19 protein-coding genes are annotated in these 19,942 nt (G+C 36.7%); 9 read left to right on the top strand and 10 right to left on the bottom strand.

Features of this window, described 5'->3' with window-relative positions:
• Positions 1 to 147: 147 nt before the first annotated feature.
• From ACE38V_RS10125 to ACE38V_RS10115, 3 genes are all read left to right on the top strand, one after another.
• Positions 148 to 1,461: an anaerobic C4-dicarboxylate transporter family protein gene (locus tag ACE38V_RS10125; RefSeq protein WP_375841176.1), complete on the top strand. Its 1,314-nt coding sequence runs from the start codon at positions 148 to 150 to the stop codon at positions 1,459 to 1,461.
• 31 nt (positions 1,462 to 1,492) lie between these two features.
• Entirely contained in the window at positions 1,493 to 2,947 is a 1,455-nt protein-coding gene (gene aspA, locus ACE38V_RS10120) for an aspartate ammonia-lyase (protein ID WP_375841134.1), read from the top strand.
• Positions 2,948 to 3,330: 383 nt separating this feature from the next.
• Positions 3,331 to 4,602, top strand: coding sequence for an acetyl-CoA hydrolase/transferase family protein (locus ACE38V_RS10115; protein ID WP_375841175.1), 1,272 nt, complete (start codon positions 3,331 to 3,333; stop codon positions 4,600 to 4,602).
• 78 nt (positions 4,603 to 4,680) lie between these two features.
• Here the strand turns inward: ACE38V_RS10115 and ACE38V_RS10110 are convergent, their stop codons facing one another.
• Positions 4,681 to 4,797: a DUF4023 family protein gene (locus tag ACE38V_RS10110; protein WP_375841133.1), complete on the bottom strand. Its 117-nt coding sequence runs from the start codon at positions 4,795 to 4,797 to the stop codon at positions 4,681 to 4,683.
• An 87-nt stretch (positions 4,798 to 4,884) separates the two neighbouring features.
• Positions 4,885 to 6,765 carry a squalene--hopene cyclase gene (gene shc / locus ACE38V_RS10105; RefSeq protein WP_375841132.1) on the bottom strand — a complete coding sequence of 627 codons (1,881 nt, stop codon included), beginning with the start codon at positions 6,763 to 6,765 and terminating at the stop codon, positions 4,885 to 4,887.
• A 67-nt stretch (positions 6,766 to 6,832) separates the two neighbouring features.
• Between shc and ACE38V_RS10100 the strand changes: the two genes are divergently transcribed.
• From ACE38V_RS10100 to pssA, 3 genes are all read left to right on the top strand, one after another.
• Positions 6,833 to 7,975, top strand: a complete 1,143-nt coding sequence (locus ACE38V_RS10100) for a DUF2515 family protein (protein ID WP_375841131.1) — start codon at positions 6,833 to 6,835, stop codon at positions 7,973 to 7,975.
• Positions 7,896 to 8,357, top strand: coding sequence for a CBO0543 family protein (locus ACE38V_RS10095; RefSeq protein ID WP_375841130.1), 462 nt, complete (start codon positions 7,896 to 7,898; stop codon positions 8,355 to 8,357). Before ACE38V_RS10100 ends, ACE38V_RS10095 begins: the two co-directional genes overlap by 80 nt.
• 166 nt (positions 8,358 to 8,523) lie before the next feature.
• Positions 8,524 to 9,219, top strand: a complete 696-nt coding sequence (pssA, locus tag ACE38V_RS10090) for a CDP-diacylglycerol--serine O-phosphatidyltransferase (protein ID WP_375841129.1) — start codon at positions 8,524 to 8,526, stop codon at positions 9,217 to 9,219.
• A gap of 18 nt (positions 9,220 to 9,237) precedes the next feature.
• On the opposite strand, the gene ACE38V_RS10085 is transcribed toward pssA, so the two are convergent.
• Together ACE38V_RS10085 and ACE38V_RS10080 are read right to left on the bottom strand one after the other, a co-directional pair.
• Complete coding sequence (locus ACE38V_RS10085; protein WP_375841128.1) at positions 9,238 to 9,684, bottom strand: DUF4395 domain-containing protein; 447 nt, start codon at positions 9,682 to 9,684, stop codon at positions 9,238 to 9,240.
• A gap of 160 nt (positions 9,685 to 9,844) precedes the next feature.
• A complete protein-coding gene (locus ACE38V_RS10080; RefSeq protein ID WP_375841127.1) occupies positions 9,845 to 10,765 on the bottom strand; it encodes an alpha/beta hydrolase in 921 nt (306 codons plus the stop codon).
• Between the two features lie 238 nt (positions 10,766 to 11,003).
• On the opposite strand from ACE38V_RS10080, the gene ACE38V_RS10075 reads away from it, so the two are divergent.
• Entirely contained in the window at positions 11,004 to 11,738 is a 735-nt protein-coding gene (locus ACE38V_RS10075; protein WP_375841126.1) for an SGNH/GDSL hydrolase family protein, read from the top strand.
• A 215-nt stretch (positions 11,739 to 11,953) separates the two neighbouring features.
• Here the strand turns inward: ACE38V_RS10075 and ACE38V_RS10070 are convergent, their stop codons facing one another.
• On the bottom strand, positions 11,954 to 13,318 hold the full coding sequence (locus tag ACE38V_RS10070; protein ID WP_375841125.1) for a S8 family peptidase: 1,365 nt from the start codon (positions 13,316 to 13,318) through the stop codon (positions 11,954 to 11,956).
• A 162-nt stretch (positions 13,319 to 13,480) separates the two neighbouring features.
• Between ACE38V_RS10070 and ACE38V_RS10065 the strand changes: the two genes are divergently transcribed.
• A complete protein-coding gene (locus ACE38V_RS10065) occupies positions 13,481 to 14,260 on the top strand; it encodes an N-acetylmuramoyl-L-alanine amidase (protein WP_375841124.1) in 780 nt (259 codons plus the stop codon).
• 29 nt (positions 14,261 to 14,289) lie between these two features.
• Here the strand turns inward: ACE38V_RS10065 and ACE38V_RS10060 are convergent, their stop codons facing one another.
• The 5 genes from ACE38V_RS10060 to ACE38V_RS10040 all read right to left on the bottom strand — a co-directional run bounded on the left by ACE38V_RS10060 (position 14,290) and on the right by ACE38V_RS10040 (position 18,914).
• Positions 14,290 to 15,273, bottom strand: coding sequence for a DMT family transporter (locus ACE38V_RS10060; RefSeq protein WP_375841123.1), 984 nt, complete (start codon positions 15,271 to 15,273; stop codon positions 14,290 to 14,292).
• Between the two features lie 270 nt (positions 15,274 to 15,543).
• The gene (locus tag ACE38V_RS10055; protein WP_375841122.1) at positions 15,544 to 15,699 is read right to left on the bottom strand and encodes a hypothetical protein; all 156 of its coding nucleotides are present in this window, start codon (positions 15,697 to 15,699) and stop codon (positions 15,544 to 15,546) included.
• Between the two features lie 106 nt (positions 15,700 to 15,805).
• Positions 15,806 to 16,723, bottom strand: coding sequence for a YitT family protein (locus ACE38V_RS10050; RefSeq protein ID WP_375841121.1), 918 nt, complete (start codon positions 16,721 to 16,723; stop codon positions 15,806 to 15,808).
• A 123-nt stretch (positions 16,724 to 16,846) separates the two neighbouring features.
• Positions 16,847 to 18,436, bottom strand: a complete 1,590-nt coding sequence (locus tag ACE38V_RS10045) for an MDR family MFS transporter (protein WP_375841120.1) — start codon at positions 18,434 to 18,436, stop codon at positions 16,847 to 16,849.
• A 202-nt stretch (positions 18,437 to 18,638) separates the two neighbouring features.
• Positions 18,639 to 18,914, bottom strand: a complete 276-nt coding sequence (locus ACE38V_RS10040) for a DUF1450 domain-containing protein (protein ID WP_375841119.1) — start codon at positions 18,912 to 18,914, stop codon at positions 18,639 to 18,641.
• 487 nt (positions 18,915 to 19,401) lie between these two features.
• On the opposite strand from ACE38V_RS10040, the gene ACE38V_RS10035 reads away from it, so the two are divergent.
• Positions 19,402 to 19,938, top strand: coding sequence for an NADPH-dependent FMN reductase (locus ACE38V_RS10035; RefSeq protein WP_375841118.1), 537 nt, complete (start codon positions 19,402 to 19,404; stop codon positions 19,936 to 19,938).
• Positions 19,939 to 19,942 lie beyond the last annotated feature (4 nt).

The following is a 19,942-nucleotide window of genomic DNA, read 5'->3' as shown; positions in this document are numbered from 1 at the left end:
CAGGAAAGAGAGTATATTAACTCCTGTGAAAAGTTTCACAAAAAATATTTGAAGAAGGTGAAACCAAAAAAGGTATGAGGGTTTAATTTTTCGTTCTTTTCATTTCTACTATTTTAGAATGATGAATGATTGGAGGGAACCACAATGATGTTTTGGATTGAATTTATTATTCTACTACTGTGTATTTTCATTGGTGCAAGAATGGGTGGAGTAGGGTTAGGAGTCATGGGTGGGGTAGGTTTAGCTATTCTAGTTTTTGGATTTCATCTCCAGCCTACGTCAGCACCAATTGATGTTATGCTCATGATTTTGGCAGTTGTGACAGCAGCAGGAGCTCTGCAAGCATCTGGAGGAATGGATTACCTAGTCTATTTAGCAGAAAAAGCATTAAGAAAAAATCCAAAGCATATTACTTTTATTGCTCCGATAGTTACATACCTGTTTACTTTTTGTGCAGGAACAGGGCATGTTGCTTATTCTGTATTACCAGTTATTGCAGAGGTTTCTCGTGAATCTGGTGTTAGACCTGAACGGCCAATGTCTATTGCCGTTATCGCTTCGCAGCAAGCGATTACAGCAAGTCCAATTTCAGCCGCAACTGTTGCTTTACTAGCGTTCTTAACAGATTTTGATATTAGCTTACTTAACATACTTGAAATCTGTATTCCTTCAACCTTTATTGCTTGTATGATCGCAGCTTTTGTATCAAGCAAAACGGGAAAAGAGTTGAATCAGGATCCAGAATATTTAAAACGCCTCGAAGAAGGTTTAGCACCAATTAAAAAGGATAAGGTTGATTTTATTCCAACCAAAAATGCTAAGCTTTCCGTTATTTTATTTCTTATAGCAGCCCTTTTAGTTGTTGTCCTTGGTTCATTTGAAAAATTACGTCCAGGCTGGGATGTTGAAGGTGTATTCACAAGAATGACAATGCCAACTGCAATCGAAATTGTGATGTTGACATTCGCTGCGCTTATGATTATCTTCTGTAAACCAAATATTGAAAAAATAGTTTCAGGCAGTGTATTTAAAGCAGGTGCTACAGCCGTTGTTGCTATTTTCGGTATCGCATGGATGGGCGACACTTTCTTTAATGGAAATGCTAAATTAATCGATAATTCTATTTCTGATTTAGTTACAGCTGCTCCTTGGTTATTTGCGGTGGCTTTATTCGCATTATCAATTCTTTTATATAGCCAAGCTGCAACCGTTAATACTTTAATGCCATTAGGGATTGCCTTAAGTATTAATCCAGCCCTTCTTATTGCCATGTTCCCTGCGGTTAATGGATATTTCTTCATTCCAAACTATCCAACCGTTGTTGCTGCAATCAACTTTGATAGAACAGGTACAACAAGAATAGGAAAATATATTTTAAATCATAGCTTTATGATTCCAGGATTAATTGCAACAATTGGTGCAGTAGCCATTGGTATTTTGTTAAGTTCCATTATTCTTTAATGATTAGATCATAAATAGGGAGTGGACAGATATGAACAACTCAATCCGTATTGAAAAAGATTTTTTAGGTGAAAAGGAAGTTCCTGTTGATGCATATTATGGAGTGCAAACAATGCGAGCAATTGAAAACTTTCCAATTACCGGCTATCGCATTGACTCTAAGCTTATCAAGGCAATGGCGACTGTTAAAAAATCAGCCGCGATGGCAAACTGTGCAATCGGTCAATTAGATAAAAAAATTGCTGATGCCATTGAAAAAGCTTGTGATGAAGTTATTGAAGGTAAGCTTCATGAAGAGTTTATTGTAGATCCAATCCAAGGTGGAGCTGGTACTTCAATTAATATGAATACAAATGAGGTCATCGCAAACCGGGCCCTAGAAATCATTGGAGAAAAGAAGGGAAATTACAAAGTAATTAGTCCAAATTCTCATGTCAATATGGCACAATCCACGAATGACTCGTTCCCAACGGCTGTTCATCTCTCTGTTCTTGTTGGATTAGAAGAATTATTGAACACGATGGAAGAGTTGCATTCTGAATTTATGTGGAAATCCCATGAGTTCGATGATATTTTAAAAATGGGGCGGACACATTTGCAGGATGCCGTTCCAATTCGACTTGGACAAGAATTTGAAGCCTATGCTCGTGTGTTAAAGAGAGATATTAATCGGATCGAACAAACTCGTGAGCATCTATTTGAAGTTAATATGGGTGCGACGGCTGTTGGAACCGGGCTCAATGCAGACCCTGAATATATCGAAAAGGCTGATTTTTTCCTTGCCAAATTCAGTGGTTATCCAATTAAAGGATCAAGAGATTTAGTGGATGGTACGCAGAACACAGATTGCTATGTTGAAGTTTCCTCCGCTTTAAAGGTATGCATGCTGAATATGTCTAAGGTTGCCAATGATTTACGTCTAATGACTTCTGGACCGCGATGTGGTCTTGGAGAAATCAATCTTCCACCTCGTCAACCTGGATCTTCCATCATGCCAGGAAAAGTAAACCCAGTAATGGCGGAAGTCGTTAACCAAAGTGCTTTCCAAGTGGTTGGGAATGACTTAACGATTAGCATGGCCTCTGAAGCTGGTCAATTTGAATTAAATGTTATGGAACCAGTGCTTGTCTTCAATCTATTACAATCGATTCATATCATGAATAATGTATTTACTGTATTCCGTAAGTACTGCTTAAGCGGTATTACCGCAAATAAAGAAAGAATGCAAGCTTATGTAGATAATAGTGTTGGAGTTATTACAGCGATTAATCCTCATGTTGGTTATGAAACAGCCGCCTCCATTGCGAGGGAAGCGATCTTAACCAATAAACCTGTTCGTGAAATCGTGCTCGAAAGAGGAGTTTTAACGGAACAAGAATTAGACGCTATTTTAAATCCATTTGAAATGACTCATCCAGGTATCTCAGGTAAAGAATTACTTAAGGATAAAAAGAAAGATGGATCAAAGGAATTGGCTTCTGTATAAGAAGGAAGGTTCATTTGGAAGCTTTTTTCATAATTAGTCAATATCTTACGTGGTTGAAAGGATAAATTTAGCCAAGCGCAATGACAATCAATATGTTAAAAGCAATGAGGCATTGAAAACTAAACTAGTTTTCAATGCCTTTTTTCTAAATAAGATTTATTACAAAATCTTATAAAAAAATCAGATGAATGATGCAAGAATATTATAAATATGTAAGCAATTGTAAGAATAATTCGATTTGTTCAAAAATTATTCGAAAAAAATTAGTTTTTTCCGAATTTTTTCTACAAATTTATACATTGAAAGCGTTATTATATAAAAGAGGAAAAATTCAAACAATTGCGGGTGGTAAAAGTATGAAAACATATGTTGAAGATCGGATGATGACAAAAAGGAAATCGACAGATGATTTCTTGTCTCTGATTAAAGATGGGGAGGACATCATCATTCCATTAACCAATGGGGAACCAAAAATTCTTCTAGATGTACTTGAAGAAAATGCTTTTCGTTTCAAAGGGGTAAGGATTCACCAAATGTTAACCTTGAGAGATCGTGCATATATTCATGGTCAATATCGGGGATCCTTAGAGCATGTTTCTTATTTCTTGAGTGGGGCTACAAGAAAAGCTTTTTTACAAGGTCAATGCGAACTTGTTCCAAACCATTTTCATGAGGTGCCTAAGATCATGTTAGCAACGACGAAAGCATCACGTGTTGTTGCATGTGCTTCTCCGATGGATGAACATGGGTACTTTTCATTAGGAACACAAGCAGATTATGCAGCAAGCTTTATCGGCAAGGTACCTTTTTTCCTTGAAGTAAATAAGCAGATGCCAAGGACATTTGGTGCAAATCAAATTCATGTGAGTCAAGTTGAAGGATTTATTGAAACCGATTATCCATTAACAGAATCAGGTTCAGCAACAGTGACCGATGTTGATCGGAAAATCGCTGGATTTATTGCGGAACGAATTGATAACGGTTCCACACTTCAAGCTGGAATAGGTGCTATTCCAAATGCGGTTATAAGTCAGTTAGAAAATCATCAGCACCTTGGTGTTCATTCCGAGTTAATCTCTGATGGAATCGTTGATTTAGTGGAAATGGGCGTCATCGATGGGATGCTGAAGAATACCTATAAGGGAAAAATCGTTACAACCTTTGCTTTTGGCTCCCAACGGTTATATGATTTCATTAATAACAATGTTGGAGTTGAATTTTTACCAGTGGATATCGTAAATGATCCAAGGGAAATTGCCAAGGAAGACAAAATGATTTCTATCAATGCAACAACTGAAGTTGATTTCTTTGGTCAATGTGCTTCAGAAACAATTGGCGGAAAATATTATAGCTCTAGTGGGGGGCAATCAGATTTTGCAAGAGGAGCACTTTTTTCCAAGGAAGGAAAAGGGTTCATTTGTCTGCACTCAACAACCCGAGATGAAAGATTATCCAAAATTCAACCAAATCTTTCACCAGGTTCGGTTGTTACCACTTCGAAAAATGATGCAGATATGATCGTGACAGAATACGGTGTTGCCGAGCTTAGAGGAAAATGTATCGCAGATCGTGCAAAAGCTTTAATTGCAATTGCTCATCCAAAATTTAGGGAAGAATTATTATTTGAGGCTAAAAAGCAAGGTTTTATTATTTAATTAACAATAATAACGTTATGTAAACTTAATAAACTGAAATAAAGGAGTACGTAGGGGGTACTCCTTTATTTTCGAAAATTAATGCTGTTTATTAGGAAGCTGCCGCTCGGGATGGCCTTTTCCGTGTTTATTGTTTTTTTCTACTTTTTTCTTTTGATCGTGAAGTTTCTCTACAAACTCATGGGTATTCTCCATGAACGTGCCTCCTTGTTAAAATGCTTCGTTGTTATCTTTTCCATTATTTTCGAAAAAAATGCTTCCTTAAGTTTCAAAAGCTGGTAATTAAGAATTGTTAAATTTCTGCTTAAAATGACTAAGTGCAAGAAGGGGATAAATGTATTGATAACTGTGATAATGGATATAAAACCCGCCACCCATTCCTTGACCTACTGGATATGTTTCATCCCAATCCTTGCGATTCCAGTGTTCAAGGATATAGGCAATGCCTTTTTCAATTTCAGGTGTGTTTTCTTCGGAAGCAGCGATAAGGGCATCAAGGGCCCAAGCCGTTTGTGTAAGATGGCTTTTGCCTAAAGGAATATAAGTATTCTGGATATCACTTCGGCAGGATTCTCCCCAGCCGCCATCTTCATTTTGAACCGACTTTAACCATTGTACGGCTTTTTGCAGGGCAGGATGGTTAGAAACTCCAACTGCTTTCAATCCGGTTATAGCTGCCCAGGTTCCATAAAGGTAACAGATGCCCCAGCGGCCATACCAAGAGCCATCCTTTTCTTGATTGTTTAGGAGCCATTGTATTCCTCTTTTCATAGCAGCCGGCAGCTTCGAGATTTTTGTATAGTTTCCAAAAAATTCGAGTGTTCTCCCTGTTAAATCTGCACTGCTTGCATCGTTTAATAAGAATTTTCCTCCTTGAATTGGAATGAAGTTAGATAATTGTTTATCCACATTTTTCTCAAAGGAAGGCCAGCCTCCGTCTTTATTTTGCATCGAATATAACCATCTAATCGCTCGATTCCAACTAGACTGAATCTCTGGATTATTCTTTCTTATGGTTGAAATGGCTCTTAAAGAGGCAGTTGTATCATCGACATCAGGATTGAAGGTATTAATATCAGAAAAGCCCCAGCCACCAGGTTGTACATCAGGATTATGCAGCCTCCAGTCACCATATTTGGTATGCTGCCTTGATAATAAATAGTCGTTTGCTTTTTGTAACATGAGGTCTGTCTCTTTGACTCTTGCCTGTTGAAGAGCATAGCTAATCAAGGACGTATTCCAGACATCCGCGGTTGTGTATTGCACATGGGAATGACCATGAATATCCGCCCTCATAGCCTTTAAACCATTGACTGCTCGCATGATAACCGGGTCATTTTTGGGGTACCCCAGAGAAAGAAGGGCAAAAATCATTAAAAAGGTAGAGCTATAATAACTGTAAAATGTTCCATCTGCTTCAAGATGGTTTAGCATATATTGTTTCGTCCGTTTAATCGCCATCCTGTGAAGTACATGTGGCAGTCCTATTAACCCTTTTAACCCATTTTCAATGATTTGAAAGAATTCTTTTGCACTCCGTTCATGTCTCCAGCTAAAAAAGTCATCCCCCCTTGTGACAAATAAGTCGGAAAGATCGGGACTTCTCTCTGTTTTGATTTGATATTTGTTAGAGGTAAGAATCATGATTGGGGCGAGATTAGCCCTTCCATATACGGAAAAATCATAAAAATTAATGGGAAATGAGAGGGGAAGGAGAATAGTTTCAACAGGTATTGGGAAAAAAGGCGGCCACTTGTATTGACCAGTTAGAGCAAGCATAATTTTTGTAAATAAATGAGATTTTTCAATTCCTCCATGTTTAATAATAAATTGTTTAGCTTGTAGTAATCTTTCGTCTGTTTGCTGGATATACCCAGAATACAATAAAGCATAATACGCTTCAACAGTAGAGGTTATATTTCCCTCCCCTTCTTCGTCAGCAAAGAGCTTCCACGTACCATTATCTTTTTGACGGCTCCAAATTCTTTCGACTAATTCCTGTATAAACTCTTCATCATGAAATTCCAACGTCCTTAATAAAATGATCATGTAGGCATCTGTTGCGATTCCCGTTTCAAATGGATAATCCCAAGAACCATCTTCAGACTGGTCTTTCCGTAGTTTCGCTATTATTTGTTTCGTCACAAAATCCAGTAGATCCATTTTCCTCGCTCCCTCCTAATAAAGAATTCAGGTTACCTATTCATATTCTTTGAGGACGTGAACAGTTATGTTTTTCTTTAAAAAAAAATCCTCATTTCCAGAAAATTTAGTCACTATCCAGAAACAGTTGAAACAATCATCGCATCAATCTCCGCCACGATGGGACTCCCTGTCAAAGGCTGAGGAGAAACTACTTCAACAATTGCAAAAGGCTTGTCAACCATTCAATCAAAATAATGTGACAAGAACGAAAGCCTATCTGGATTTTTACCAACGCTTTCCTGAGATTCACTGGGCCTTTCTTGGACATATGGTATCCCGAAATGGCGGGTGGAATATGACGGATTTAAAAGGGGAGTTTTTATCCAGACTCATGAATGATGTCAATGCAAAAGATTTTTTTGCTTTTTTAGAACGTGGAAATTGGCTCATTTTTCAAGATGTTTTTCCGCAATTTTTGTTGTATGAAGAAAGTGTGAAGCGAAATCAGAATTTATTTTATTTAATCCCCTATTTAGGTGTATCCAAATTCATGGAGGTGATTTGGAATCATTTTTGGGAAACTAAAGATTGCTATATTTTGACAATGGCCTTAATTATTAATGAACAAAGTTATCTTGAGAAAAGAGTCATCCAAAATCCCAAATTTAAGGGACGAGTTTTAGAAACGATTCCATTTAAATTACAGGATTTGCTTACTTTTAACCAAATATTATTTCCATATCAAGAAAGTGAAGGGGTTCGACAAAATGCTAAGCTTCTCGGTTTATCACTTCACTATTTTAGTCATCTGCATGAGCGTATTATCCTGGGTAGAAGGTTATACCAGATCTTATATTCTGATAAAAAACAATTTTCTAAGGTGTATCTCTGGTCTGTTAATCACCCGCATACCGGCTCTCGAAAGGATTATTGGCCTGAGATTTTTCATGATATTAAAGAAAGGTCAGCTGGGTTGAATAGGACACTCCAATTGAAGGATTGTCAGTTGAAAAAAGGAGAGCCAAAAATCTATAGTCCACAGCTTATGCATTCCTGGAAAAATATCGTTCAACCAAATGCGGAAGAAGGAGATTGGTTTACAGATGTTTCGGTAGTTGAGTACTTAAAGAAAGGAGAGGAGGAGGTTAATGGAGATATTCAAAGAGAATACTGCAAAACATTGGAAACCCTTGAACTCGCCACCTTTGCGAAAAATGCCTTATTCTAGAAAGATTTCATACATTGTAGCGATCCTATTTTCAGCCTTACTTGGAACGTATTTAGATTTATATTTTGTAGGGAAGGGATATTATGAATTTCCTAATCGACTTTTTCCTGATATTTTCTCGATTCAAATTATCTTTCCATTGATTATACTGCCAATATTAGTTGGGTTCATTTTATTTATTTTAGAAAAAATGAAAAGGGTCATGCGATATAGTTTTCTTTTGTTCTTAAGTGGAATCATATCAGTTGTTGAGAGAATATCGGAAATTCTAGGATTATTTCAGCACGGACAAGAATGGAAGCATAGCAATTCCTTTTTAGGTTATTTCTTGTTTTTTGTGATAGTATGGAAGCTATATCAATGGATAAATGCTCGGTTGTAAGTTATTAATAAAAGTGAAAAGGCCCATTTAATAGACATAGAATTTTCATGTGAATGAACCAACAAGGTTTGTCTTATAGTAAATAAAACTGATACAATTAAATGGATCTCTTTTTTCTTTATACATAATTTTTATACCTTATTTTTTAGGAGTGTGAATTCATCTAGTGCGTTTTACAAAAGCAATCCCAAATATGTTTACGCTTGGGAATTTATATTGTGGCTTCTTATCCATTGGTTTTGCTGCAAACGGAGAGTATAACAATGCCGCTATTTTAGTCCTGATTGGTATGATGCTTGATAGCATGGATGGAAGATTAGCGAGAATGCTGAATGCTGACACGGCTTTAGGAAAAGAGTTGGATTCACTTGCTGACATCGTCACCTTTGGCATAGCCCCATCTTTTTTAGTTTATTTTACCTATTTTGATCAATTTGGCCTTTTAGGCATTATGGTGGCTGGTCTATTTCCTCTATTTGGTGCCTACCGTTTAGCAAGATTTAATATCGGTTCAACGAAATCATCCCTGCATTATTTTGTTGGTGTACCCATTACAGCTGCAGGGGGAATCTTGTCTGTATTGACATTGTTTGGAAATATTATTCCCAATATCATTACAACTGTTGTGTTTACAGCTCTTTGCTTTCTCATGGTTAGTAGATTGAAAATTCCAAGCTTTAAAGAAATTCCTCTTCCAAAGTACGGTACGATTGTCACGATTTTTCTTGGCTGTCTGTTATATATCATTTTCAGAGAATCGTATAAAGATTTTCCTTATTTAATTTATATTGCTGCACCGGTCTATATTGCCTATCTTGCTTACCGGTTTGTTAAGAGGAAAAATAGTAAAGAGGATGAGTAAAAAACAAGGTATTCGTGCTTAACGAATACCTTGTTTTTTGTGAATATTTTCCCGTCTATATTGGAATTGTTTCCATTGAAATAAAATAAAACAACCGATACAGAAGCCAAGAATCGCAATAAAGGCAGCTAAAGCTACGATAATCGTAAAAATATACCCCATCCAATTCCAACCAACTAAATATCCGATGAATCCAAGAGCCAGGCAACTGACGGCAATGAGTTGATTGAATTGCTGCTGTTCGTGGTCTTCCGGGATATAATGGGAAGGATCCTTTTTCAAAAACCATTTTGCTACCCGCATTACAGGATTAAAACCAAATAAAAGACCAAATAGACCGGAAAGTAATGGAATCAAAAGAAACCACTCCATTTTTGTGACCCAAGTTAAGAGGACGCTTAGAACAATCACCCATTGATTTGTTCGAACAAGTGGTCTTGGGATACTTTTAGGCACATTTTTCATTTTCTAATCCCTACTTTTCTTATTGGTATTATGAAGTTTTTAATCATTTTACCTTTTTTTGACGGAATTGTGAAGAGGTTTGCACTAAATTCATATTGTAAATTTTCTGAGGCAGGAGTGAAGAAAAGAAAAAAGTCTGCAAAAAGCAGACTCTAAATTGTTAAATATGAGTAAGAATCCATTCGAGGATATCTGAATATACTTCCTCCTTATTGATTTCATTTAACATTTCATGGCGACCTTCGGGATAAAACTTGTAAGAAATATCTTCAAGATTCATCGCTTGTAAGTGGTGAATGTTTTGTAAAACACCTTTTGTTTGCTTCCCAACGGGATCTTCTGTTCCCGAGAAAAAATAAATGGGTAAATCTTTTGGAATTTTGTCATCATCGTTATAAATCGAAAGCAATCCTTTTAAAAAATCTGCGAAAAACCCTGCCGTAAACACTGCTCCACATAGTGGATCCTGAATATATTTATTGACTTCTTTTTCATTTCGGGATAACCAATCAAAGGATGATCTAACCGGCATGAATGATTTATTATAGCTGCCAAAGGTAAGGTCATTCATACGGGTGCTTGATTTTCGTCTTCCGTGTTTTTTGGCCTCTCGGGAAGCAATTATGTAACCAACTTTTCCAATAAAACCAGGATGTCCACCTGTACCTGATAAAATTACTCCTTGTAGGCAATCTCCAAAAAGTTGAATATACCTTCTTGAAAGAAAGGACCCCATACTATGTCCGAATAAGAAAATCGGAGTATTGGGAAACTCCTTTTGAATGACCTCAGTTAATCGCTCCATATCTTCTACAATCGTTTCATAACCATTATTATCTGTGAAATAACCGATATCTTCTTCTCTTGTTGCTGTATGACCATGTCCCCGATGATCATTTCCATAGACAAAAAGTTCATGACTAACTAGAAATGAGGCAAAATCCTCGTATCGTCCAATATGTTCAGCCATTCCATGAGTGATTTGCACAATGGCTTTAGGTTTGGAAGTTGAAGTCCATTTCCTTGCATAAAGAGATTGCCCATCCTTACCGTTGAAATAAAATGAAGAAGAGGTTACCATCAAGATCATCCTTTCTTCTGACAAATTTTTAAGGCATTCATGAATATAAAAAAGGATACTAGCTGATTTTATTATAAATGATTCAAAGTAGGGGTAACAGATAAAGAAGCAATCTTTCGGGATTTTCAAAAATATTGTAAAAAATAATACGTATAACATGACATGTGGTTTTGAATACTATATAATATAGTTATTAGATGATAAATTAATAAATGATGAAATAGCGGGGATGATGTAGATGAAAATTATTTGTTTTGGGGATAGCTTAACTAGGGGAGTATCATTTGTTAAAGGAAGACTAAAAATTATTAAAGAAAACTACCCTAATTTTTTGCAGGAATTGTTTTCATCTAGTCCTGAAGAAACTCGCATAATCAATAAGGGTGTATTTAATGATAATTCCGATTCTCTAGTTCAAAGACTAGAAAAGGATGTTATCAAACAGCATCCAGATTATACCATAATCGAGATTGGGGGAAACGATTGTAATTTCATCTGGAAGAATGTTGCCGAAATGCCAGAAGAAAAACATCTTCCGATAGTTCCGCTTGAACGGTATATTGAAAATGTAAAAACAATCATCTCAAGACTTAAAGAAGAAGGGATTACTCCAGTAATATTAACACTTCCTCCACTTGATCCGGTCCGATATTATCAGTACTTAGTGAATTTATACGGAAAATCCATTAGTCATTGCATTAGTACCGTTGGTGGAATTGAGCATTGGCATGGTTTATACAATCGCGCATTAAATTCCTTTGTTGATGGGATGGATGCATTCAAAATAGATGTAAGAACAGCATTAAAAAAGGCAGGAGATTTATCCCAATTGATTAGCGATGATGGCATTCATTTAACCTCGAAGGGATATCAAGAATTAAGTCAATCGATTTTTAGAGAGCTCACAAAAATCCAAGGAAAAAATGAATGGCAATATTTTATGCAGGGTCGAACTCAGGAGAATTTAATTTGAAGGGGAATAAATGTGATTTTATTCGTAGAGAGAATTGAATTGGTTATGGAAATAGATTTGGTTTAAAATTGGGCTAAATCACATCTATTGGTTTGAGTTCACACATTATTTTGTATTCACAAATAACAGTTACTATTAAATTCGATAAAATAGTCCATCCTGTTTCTCGACTTGAACATAAATTAAGCAAAACAACGCTTGTTCAGCGTTGTTTTTTATTTTCCAGCAGCTTTTCGTAATGCATTCTTCACGTCAATTAACCCATGTCCAAAATTATCGTCTGTCCCTTTATCGCCAATATCAACTGCTGAGGTTTCAATGATATTCATGACCTGTTGGTTGCGTAACTTAGGATTAACAGAAAGGATAAGTCCTGCTAATCCAGCAACATGTGGTGAGGCCATAGAGGTACCGGATAGAGATGCATAGCGATTTTTGAAATAGGTGCTCGGAATTGATACACCAGGAGCAGTCACATCGATGTAATCCCCAAAATTCGAAAAATCAGCTAAATTCCCATCATCTGTGACAGCAGAAACACTTAGCACTTCTGGAAAAGCGGAGGGATAGCTAGGTTGGGATGTATGATCATTTCCTGCCGCTGAAACAAGGACAACATTTTTATCATACGCATACTGGACGGCCTCTTGTAATACAGCAGAAGGTTGATAATTGCCGAGACTCAAGTTAATGACATTGGCCCCGTGATCTGTTGCCCAAACGATCCCTTTCGCTATATCAAAAGAAGTCCCATAGCCCTTTTTGTTCATTACTTTAACAGGCATGATTTTATTATACCAAGTCACCCCAGCAGTTCCTTTTTGATTATTGGTTTCAGAGGCGATAATTCCCGCGACATGAGTCCCGTGTCCATTGTCATCAGCTGGATTATGATTCTTTTTTATAACATTATATCCTTTTAGTAGCCGCTTTTTTAAATCTGGATGATTCAAATCTACTCCTGTATCCACGATAGCAATCTTAATGCTCTTATTTCCGCGAGAAACATTCCATCCTGACTCCGTTTCAATAATGGGTAAATTCCACTGATACCTTTCTTGATAGAGAAGATCGTTTGGAAGTCCTAGTTTATTTTGTAAATATAAATAATGCGGCTCTGCAAATGAAACGCCTTCTAAAGCTTGAAAATAATGCAGCATTTCCTTGGTGGATAAAGAACGAGAACGAAAAATATAGGTTTGATTTAAGACATTAAGAAGTTCGCCGTTAATATCCTTGATATATTTTTGAATTTGCTGTTTGGATTGCCGCTGGTGAAATTTTACAATGGCTTCATGGTCCATATAATGACTTTTATCTTGTACATTATGATGAATAATCTCCACTTCAGGGTTTGTATTAAGGTTTTGCTTAATTTCTTCACCTTGCTCAATGGAATTGATGTGAAGAAGGTGAGGCTGATGATTTTGTCTAAGTTTTTGAATATGAACGGATGACTTAGCGGATTTTTCCATTTTCCTTTGTGAAATAGAGGAGGATTGGTAATTTTGGTAAAAATAAATAGCACCAATGGAAAAAATTACAGCGAGAACAAGTAATAGGGTTGAACTTCGATTCATTGGATCCACCTCTTTATGAAAATAATGATTAATTTTAGGATGAAACAAACAATCGTGAAAAAAACGAGGGAATGATTGGGGAATACAAATAAATAAAAAAATCAAATTTAGTACGAACCTTTTTATTATTTTTTCCATATATCAATAATGAGGTGATAATGAATGGTGAAAATCTTTATAGATCCTGGACACGGTGGAACGGATCCTGGAGCAGCAGGAAATGGCCTACAGGAAAAGAATGTTACCTTACAGATTGCACTGAAAATCCGCAATTTTCTCGTTAATGAATTCGAGTTTGTTTCAATTAAGATGAGTAGAACGAAAGACGCAACAGTTAGTTTAAATGAAAGAACAAATACAGCCAATTCCTGGGGAGCCGATTTCTTTCTTTCTATTCATATTAATTCAGGGAGTGCTGAAGGTTTTGAGTCCTTTGTCTATCCAAGTGTAGGTGCAAAGACTATTCAGATTCAGTCAAGCATTCATAATGAGGTGGTAGCAGAAACCTCTTGGATTAATCGGGGGAAAAAGAAAGCAGACTTTCATGTTCTCAGGGAAACTAAAATGGATGCTGTACTTACGGAAAATGGGTTTATTACCACAAAAGCTGATGCTGATAAATTAAAGAGCAATGCTTTCCTCGATAAAATCGCACGAGGTCATGTGGAGGGACTTGCTAAAGCATTTAATTTAAGTAAAAAGGAAGAAGCAACTAAGCCAATAAATAATTCACTTTATCGGGTTATTGTTGGAAGCAATAAAGAAAAAGCTAAAGCAGATAAAATTGCTAAAAATGCCGAAAGTAAAGGCTTTGACACATATATATTTAAAAAAGGAAGCGTTTATGTTGTACAAATTGGCACTTTCAAAGAAAAAGCCAATGCAAATGATCTTGTTAAAAAAGCAGAAAAAGCTGGCCTTGATGCTTCCATCACTCAATAGAAAGAGCGACACAATCAGTGTCGCTCTTTCTATGAGGATAATTCTTGTTTTTCTGTTAGGCTGAAGTCATCTTTCTTTTTTCCATGGGATAGATAACTATGAAAAACCATCCCCATGATCACGAATAATATTCCAACCAGCGCGATAGTAGCAGGCAAATCTGAATGTAATAAAACGATTTCCCCAGCTAGGGCAAACAATATTTCAATTGATTGCGTCGCTTCAACAGCAGCCAATTTCTTCATATTGTCTTTAACCAAATCAGTTGCTTGGAAAAAGAGTACCGTCGCTATAACCCCTGATGAAATGGTAACTAGCAGGGATTGAAATGTTTGGCCACTACTTGGACCGCCAACCGTTACAAGTCCAAGTATGGCTAAGACAATCCAAAAAGGGAGACTTGCCATGGTCATGCCAAGAACGCGCTGGTAAACATCGATTCTTCCTTCACAGATCTCCATCATTTTTCGATTTCCAAGAGGATATGCAAAAGTTGAAATGAATACTGGTGATGTTCCAATAAAGGCTTCCTTTAAGGAGAGACTGCCGAAATGCTCCCATTGCATGAGAATGACTCCGATTAAGATGATCGACGACATGCCAAGACCTTTCAGAGGAATCTTTGCCTTTTTTTTAAGCGGACCGTTCTTCGTCTGAATCGTTTCATAAAATAACGGAACAAGCAAGGAGCCTGAGATGATCGTGATCTGCCAAGTCCCTGCAATAAGCCAACCAGGGCCATACGCTGCTGCAAATGTGATCGGAGCATAAAAGAGTCCAAATCCAATCGTACTCCACAATATCCATTTCCAAGGGTGTCTCTTCATCTCAAAGATTAATGCTTGAAAATTCTTTCGCCATAAAACAATGGCAAGCAGAAATGGCACCATAAAAAAATACCTGAGAGAGGAGCTCCAAATCCAACTCCCTCCAGACAATTCCATCGCCCGATTAAGAACAAATGTAAACGCAAAGAAAAAAGAAGATAAAATTCCTAAAGCAATTGGTTTCATGTAACACCACCAAAAGAAGTTTGTAATTTTCTGATAATGATATCATAACATAGCTGGAGAGGAATGAAAATTCTGTTTATTGAATTGAATGTTCAAAAATTCTATGAAGAAGAAAGAAAAACGAGAATCAAAATCAGGAGAAAGAGCCCGTTTTATCGGAAGAAGAAAAACGAAAATCAAACCTAGGAGAGAACTCTTGTATCTAACAAAATCCGTTAAAATTGCAAAACCTTAACAAACAAATTTCTCCAAAGTACATTGACCCCAAAATCACTCAGTCTTCATATCCTCACCACTTTTTTTCAAGGATTCATTTTCCTGAATAATTTCTCTAATTTCACCAGTATCTCCTTTAGCATTAATAATTCTGACCAAATCCATCATATTTTCCGCATTATAATCAAAATCCTCATTATCTTTTTTCATTCTCTTATAACTCCTTTAGCAAACTTTTTTATTTATTAATAATGTGTCTTAAATCTAAAAATCTATGCAAAATGAAAGAAGCTCAGGATTTCCCAAGCTTCTTGGTTTAATGAATATCTTTTTTCTTGAATCTTCCTCCGCGGACTTCCGATATATCTGCTACTGCGAGGAAGGCGGAATCATCATTTTCGGTCACAATATCCTTTAATTTGGCTTCTTCTAAGCGGTTGATAACACAAAAGATAACTTTCTTATCATCGCCAGAGAAGGCTCCTTCACCTTGCATATAAGTCACGCCGCGTCCGAGCCGATTCAGGATGGCATCGCCAATTTCCTTGTATTGGTCACTAATAATCCAAACCGATTTTGATTCATCAAGGCCGGCAACTGTTATATCAATCGCTTTATAGGCAATAAAATAGGCAATAAGGGAATACATAGCTCTGTCCCAAGAAAAGACGAAACCAGCACTACCAAGAATGAATAAATTAAAAAACATAATGATTTCGCCAACAGAAAATGGGAGCTTTTTATTGGCAAGTATGGCAAGGACCTCGGTACCGTCTAAGCAGCCACCATAACGAATCACGATGCCGACACCAACGCCCAAAACAATTCCACCAAATACGGTTGCAAGTAGAATATCTTGGGTAAATGCAGGAACAGGATGTAATAATGCGGTTGTTATGGAAAGAATGATGATTCCGTAGAGAGTAGAAAGGGCAAATGTTTTTCCTATTTGTTTATAACCGAGAAAGAAAAACGGAACATTTATAATGAAAATAAATAGTCCTAATGGTAGGCTTGTGAGAAAGGATAGCATAATGGATATCCCAGTGATTCCACCGTCAATGACGTTATTTGGAACTAAGAAAATTTCTAAGCCTATCCCCATCATGATGGCTCCAAGTGAAATTAATAGGCCCCTCTGAATAATTTTTCGAAGCGGTGCTCGTTTGTGCTGCGGCCGATTGATTGCCAGCGCTACTTGTTCTGAAATACCTAATTGCTTGACTTCTGACATTATCATTTCTCCCCAATTTTTTCTTTATAACAATATTATATCTAAAAAATGATGAATATGTTAGGCATTTACCTTTTTCTAGGCAAAAACTCCCTTGCTAAAAAATAAGCAAGGGAGTTTTTATTAATTTGAACCAGAAGTTTCTGGATTCACATTTTCGCTTTTGTTTTCTTGATCTCTTCTAATTTTTCCACTTCCCACTAATAGTGCAATCAAAATTCCGGCTGCAATAAAGATTAAGCCAGTTAGGAAAACGGTGCTAAATGAGTCGGACCAGACCTTTTGAATGGTTTCGATTAGAGGGATTTTCAGTTCATCCGGCATTTTTAGTAAATCAGGATTGACTAATAATCCAAATAAGGAATCGGTCTTATCAGATAGCGCATCTAATGCTTTTGCAAGGTATGGATTCTTCTCTGTGTCACTGGCGTTGATGATTTTTGATTCGAGTGTTGAATTCATGACCGTATTTAAAATCGTAATCCCGACGGTTCCTCCAATCGAACGGAAAAAGGTTGAGGTTGACGTTACTGCTCCAAGCTGTGACTTTGGAAATTCATTTTGAATGGCAATCATCAGAGTTGGCATAACAAGTCCCATCCCAAATCCAAGAACAACCATGTAGGCATATGCAATGATTTCGCTGGAATCTGGTCCCATTGTACTCATTAAATAGAATCCAGCCGCGGCGATGAGCATCCCTGCAGTTAGAACACTGCGAAAGCTAAATTTCAATAAAAGCCTTCCTCCTAAAACACTTGCAGCAATCATGGCAATCATCATAGGAGTCATAGTCGAACCAGCTTGAGTTGGAGTAACCCCTAGAACCCCCTGCATGAACATTGGAACAAACATAATGGCTCCAAACATACCTAAGCCTAAAAGAAAACCTAGTGTATTCGTTGTAGCAAAAACGCGATTTTTAAAAAAGGATAAATCCAAAATCGGTTCTTCTGCACGTCTTTCAATTAAGATAAAGAGAATCGTAAATAGGATGGCACCACCGAAAATAAGGAATGTAGTGGTGGAGGCCCACTCAAACTTGTCTCCACCAAAGGTTAAACCAAGTAGCAATAAGACGATGGCAGGAATTAAGGTTAAAATTCCTAAATAGTCTATGCTTATCTTGGACTTTTTCGCGGTGGATTCGTGCTTTAATCCAAAGAAAATTAAGAGGGCAGAAAGCAAACCTGTTGGAACATTAATAAGAAAAATCCAATGCCAACTGATATGATCAACGATTAGGCCACCTAAAAAAGGGCCAATTACGGAACTTAATCCAAAGAGGGCACCAAAGACCCCTTGCCATTTCGCTCTTTGCTCTGCTGTGAAAATATCACCAATGATGGTTTGCGATAAGGGCATAATCATACCTCCTCCAATTCCTTGAAGTCCGCGATACCACACTAGTTGTTCCATGGAAGTAGCAGAAGCACAAAACCCAGAACCAATGATAAAAATAATGGTTCCTAGTAAATATAAACCGCGTCTTCCGTATAAGTCAGAAAGTTTCCCCACTATAGGAACGATGGTCGTGGAGGTAATCATATAGGCGGTAGTCACCCATGCAAAAATTTTAAAGCCATTGAGCTCTGCAATGATTGTCGGCATCGCTGTACCGACAATGGTTTGCTCTAGTGCACTAAAGAACATCCCAATGATTAATCCTATTAGAACTAAATTTTTGTTAATCCCTTGTTGCTGAATTTCCATACATTTCTCCTTACATCATTTTTTTAGAAAATCATGTGGATTAGTCTCTACATAAAAAATGCTATTCCTCTTTCTTCTTAAGATAAGGAATAGTATTTGTTAGTTTAAAATTTTTTATTGCAAATAAAAATGACTAATCAGACACCTGATTATAATGAATCAGGTATTGATTAGTCAACTCTTTTTTGTAGGTAGGTTAAAACTATTTTTTATCAATCATTTCAGAAATTTGCGAAATGATTTCGTTCAAATCCTGACCCTTGATTAACTGTTTGTTGATTTCCGCATAAGGCTTCTTTTCGCATAGCTTACAATGATTTAAGCATTCGAATTCTTTAAATTTCACTTGGCGTTTACTTAAGATTTTTTGAAATTGTTTCGTTGTGTCATCATCCAAAAAGCATTCGAGATTTTTTTGGCAAAATCGGACTTCAAGGATTTTCTCTTTTACGAAAAGTTTTGTTAGTAGTGATTTCATCTTATTCTTCCTTTTATAAAGTGAAACTTCCATTCATCCCCCACTGATGGTTAGTCACGCAGAGCCTGATTGATTTTTCTAAGGGCTGAAGCCCAAAGAAAAATCTTATTTCACTTATCACGCTCAAGGGACGCCACATCCTGTGGCTTCGCCTGACTAGGACCTTTACGGACAGTTGATCTCCCACTTATCTTCTTCGAATTCTCAGAATCTTGAAGTGGGAGTCAAAATGTCCGATAAGAGTGGGATAAACTTATCTTTTTAAATTTTACCTAAATGAAAGGAAGAAAGTAAAGAAGGATGCTTTTATTTCACAACTTGTTCGAATTTTTTGTATTTTAAGGAAATTGAGAAGAGAACTTTGAAGAAAAAATTTTTATCCATGCATAAGCTACTTTTTTGTCTTCAATCATTTCGTATTGTAAAATAGTTAGATAAACAAGGTTTGTATAGGGAAAATGGAAATTTACTCTTAGGGGGAAGAACTTTGAAATTATTAGGCATATCAGGTGCACTCATAGGGGCAAAAACAGCGATAATTGTGGATGAGGTTTTGAAAAAAGCAAAGGAAAAATATTCAGATATAGAGACTGAGTTATTAGATTTACGAGATTATCAAATTGAATTTGTCGATGGTCGTCCACTTTCTTCTTATAATATGGATACGCAAAGCGCTATCGCCAAAATATTAAATGCAGATGCGTTTGTGATCGGAACCCCAGTGTATCAATCATCTATTACTGGGGCATTAAAAAACTTATTTGACCATCTCCCAACAACTGTATTTGAGTCAAAGGTGGTTGGGTTAGTATCTACAGCAGGATCTAATCGCCATTTTCTTGTAGCTGAAACACAATTAAAGCCGATTATTTCTTTCTTTAAGGCAATGATTGCGAGTAAAAATGTCTTTGTGACGAATGCTGATTTTAATCGGGAAAATGTCATTGCAGAAGAGGAAATTCATAAACGATTAGCGGAATTGGCTGATGAATTGGTCTTTATGCATCAGAAGCTTCATGAATAGTCAC

The organism is Cytobacillus sp. Hz8 (assembly GCF_042263505.1).
Lineage (GTDB): Bacteria > Bacillota > Bacilli > Bacillales > Cytobacillaceae > Bacillus_BE.
This window is presented reverse-complemented; position numbering and strand designations above follow the sequence as displayed.